General features: G+C 62.2%; 5 protein-coding genes. All 5 read right to left on the bottom strand.

Features of this window, described 5'->3' with window-relative positions; all coding sequences use genetic code 11:
* The coding region (locus tag MJD61_21670) for a DEAD/DEAH box helicase (GenBank protein ID MCG8557866.1) at window positions 1-1,064 on the bottom strand (1,064 nt) is incomplete at its 3' end.
* Window positions 1,042-1,311 (bottom strand): hypothetical protein, encoded by a 270-nt coding sequence (locus tag MJD61_21665; protein ID MCG8557865.1) that lies wholly within the window; start codon window positions 1,309-1,311, stop codon window positions 1,042-1,044. The genes MJD61_21670 and MJD61_21665, both read right to left, overlap by 23 nt.
* Window positions 1,308-1,787 carry a hypothetical protein gene (locus MJD61_21660; GenBank protein ID MCG8557864.1) on the bottom strand — a complete coding sequence of 160 codons (480 nt, stop codon included), beginning with the start codon at window positions 1,785-1,787 and terminating at the stop codon, window positions 1,308-1,310. Before MJD61_21660 ends, MJD61_21665 begins: the two co-directional genes overlap by 4 nt.
* Window positions 1,784-2,374 carry a hypothetical protein gene (locus MJD61_21655; GenBank protein ID MCG8557863.1) on the bottom strand — a complete coding sequence of 197 codons (591 nt, stop codon included), beginning with the start codon at window positions 2,372-2,374 and terminating at the stop codon, window positions 1,784-1,786. Before MJD61_21655 ends, MJD61_21660 begins: the two co-directional genes overlap by 4 nt.
* 86 nt (window positions 2,375-2,460) lie before the next feature.
* A partial coding sequence (locus tag MJD61_21650) for a hypothetical protein (GenBank protein MCG8557862.1) occupies window positions 2,461-2,760 on the bottom strand: 300 nt, incomplete at its 5' end.

The following is a 2,760-nucleotide window of genomic DNA, read 5'->3' as shown; positions in this document are numbered from 1 at the left end:
TCTTTCTTTCCAGGAAACAGACGCATGCCCCGACCGATCATCTGCACGTAGAGCGCGGCACTCATCGTCGGCCGCATGATCGCCAATAGGTCGCACCGCGGTGCGTTGAACCCAGTCGTCAACACGCCGACGTTCACGAGTGCGCGGATCCTGCCGTCACGGAACGCTTCAATCGCCGCCCGACGCTCGCCCTTGGGCATGTTGCCGAGAACGACGTCGCATCCGATGCGGTGCTTTCGCTGTAGGCGCTGGGCGATGAGTTCCGCGTGGCGCACGGTCGTCGCGAAAAAGAGCCAAGCCTTTCGGTCTGCACCACGGCGCACCACATCATCGACCGCGTCGGCCACGCACTGCGCGTTTTCCGCGATTTCGCCGAGCGCGCGCAGGTTGTAGTCGCCGGCGGACTTCGGGACTGCCGTCGCGTCGATCTGGCCGTCTCCCGGCAGCTTGGTGGCAACCGGGCTCAGGAACTCAGGCACCAGGTCCTCGAGGCGCACTTCGTAGGCCACGTCGGTGAAGATGCGACCGTCGCCCTGGTGCAGGTAGCCGCCGTCGAGGCGGTAGTGCGTGGCGGTGTAGCCGCAGACGCGTAGACGCGGGTTGACCTCAGTGAGGTCCTCGATGAGCGTGCGGTATCGTCCTTCGCCGCGCTTGGGTATCATGTGCGCTTCGTCGACGAGGACGAGGTCGAACCGACCGATCTCTGACACCTTGTGCGCAACGGACTGCACGTTGCAGAAGACCACGGCGCATCCTTTGTCGAACCGACCGATACCGGCTGAGTAGATGCCTGCTGTTGCCGAGTCAAACCACTCTTCGTCGCCGCAGTGCCCGACGAACTCGTCGTAGTTCTGCTGGACGAGTTCCTTCACGTGAGTTGGAACCAGGAACCTGCAACCGGGCCAGGCGTTCAGCGACCTGCGCACAAACTCGGCGATGACCAGCGACTTGCCTGCGCCAGTGGGGACAACGAAGAGCGGGTTGCCTTCGGAGTTGCGCGCGAACCAATCGAAGTGCGCCTGAACGCACTCCTCCTGGTATTCACGAGGCGTCTTTCGGGACAATGCCGAGTTCTCTTAGGGCCTTCATCAGCGTCTCGGAAGCGATCGCGCGAACGATGCTGCCGCGCATGGAAGCTGCGTAGTCGATCAGGATACCCTTCGTGGCTTCCTTCGTTCCCTCCTCTGTGATCTTGCCCTCTTCGAGGGCCGTGCCAACACCGTCGACGCGACGGATCAGATCCTTCAGCGTTGCAACGATCTCATCGGCCGCCCGGGCAGCGAACGGGTTTTCCTTCTTGGACTCACTCATGAAGGAAGGCTAGATCGCGGAGTGTCTTTCGGGATCGCGCTCACGTAGCCCCAGGGCAGGCTGCGTAGCTTTACCAGATACGTCGACGGCCAAGCGATCCTGTCGTCTCTGCCGCCGTAGGAGTGAACCGTGATCAACCTGGTAGAGAACGGTTCAGATCCCAGATCGGTCATGATCTTCTCATGGTTCTCTGAGTACGCACACGCAACTAAGTCGTCGAAGTCCCGCAGGGCGAGCTCCTCTCTCATCGAGTCCTCAAGCGTCTCAGCAACGGGACGATAGAGGGTGAGTAGATCTGGCGACGCTTTCTGCTCATTCCAGTAGATCGCTGCGCGCCGTTTCCACTCCGACCAGGGGCCGCGTGCACTGCAACAAGAGCACTCGACGAAGTACTTCCTGCGCTTGCCAAAGTTAGTCAGATCGTCCACCACAGACGGGCTGAGCGACCTGCAGAACCGACATTCTGCAATCTTCACTCCACACCCCAAGCGGTCATCTCGACCATCTGCGGATGGATCCTCTCAGACAGGATTCGGTCGCCAACGAGATCACCCTCGTCGAGTTCGATTGAGTACGTCTTGTCGCAGCCGTCCGCGAGGCAAGGGATTCCCATCCAGGAGAGAGACGGCGTGATCTTGCGCCAGATGAGATACAGGCTGTGCCCGCAGCATGGCGAAGACCAGGTCGTGGCGTACGTCGGCAGCGACTCCAAGCGCTGCAGGTTCTCTTCAATCCTCTCGTGGCAGTACCACGCGCCTCGGCATGGGTCATCGCGGCCAGCAGCGCATCTTGGACAGGGAACCCGCGTCGGAAGCGCGGCGCGAACCCACTGTCGTTCTGACGCGTAGGCCGGACCGAGCCATCTCACCATCGTGCGCGCCGCGTTGAGGAGGATGCGTGGCGAGTACCCACGCAGGTCACGTGCCAGCGCCGCGCGCGCCTCGAACTCTACGTTGGGATCGACGTGCACTCCGTCGCGCCCGGACGTGATCTCTCCGCGCAACAGCTTCGACGAGCACTCGACGCACACCAGAAACGCATTCGACCGCGGCTTCGAGTTCACGGAGACGAGTTCGTGGCACTCGTCGCATAGCCCGCTGACCGCAGAAGCTCGCGGGTGGTCCGACCTTGGGCAAACGATGAGCTCCCTCATTTCGGATCCCGGAAGTGGCACAGTCTCAGGTCGTCGTCGGACGCTTCGGGAAGGTCCTCGACGTCTCTCGCGGCGAACGCCTCGGCAACGCGGACGACAATCGGAAGCGCTCCGTCCTTCGTCTCCGCTCCCATCATCAGACGGCCGACGAGTTTCAGGCACGTCTCCCACGCCTGGTCGCGGGTGCAACCGTCGGCACGCTGGATCTGGCCGATGGCTTGGACGAAGACCGTCGCCTGGTGCGGCGACAGGTCGAGACGGACCATCTTGGTAACGCGTCCTCGGTTCTGGGACAT

Source organism: Pseudomonadota bacterium (assembly GCA_022361155.1).
Taxonomy (GTDB): domain Bacteria; phylum Myxococcota_A; class Polyangia; order Polyangiales; family JAKSBK01; genus JAKSBK01.
The sequence above is the reverse complement of the archived record's forward strand: the minus strand, read 5'-3'. Positions and strand labels throughout refer to the sequence as shown.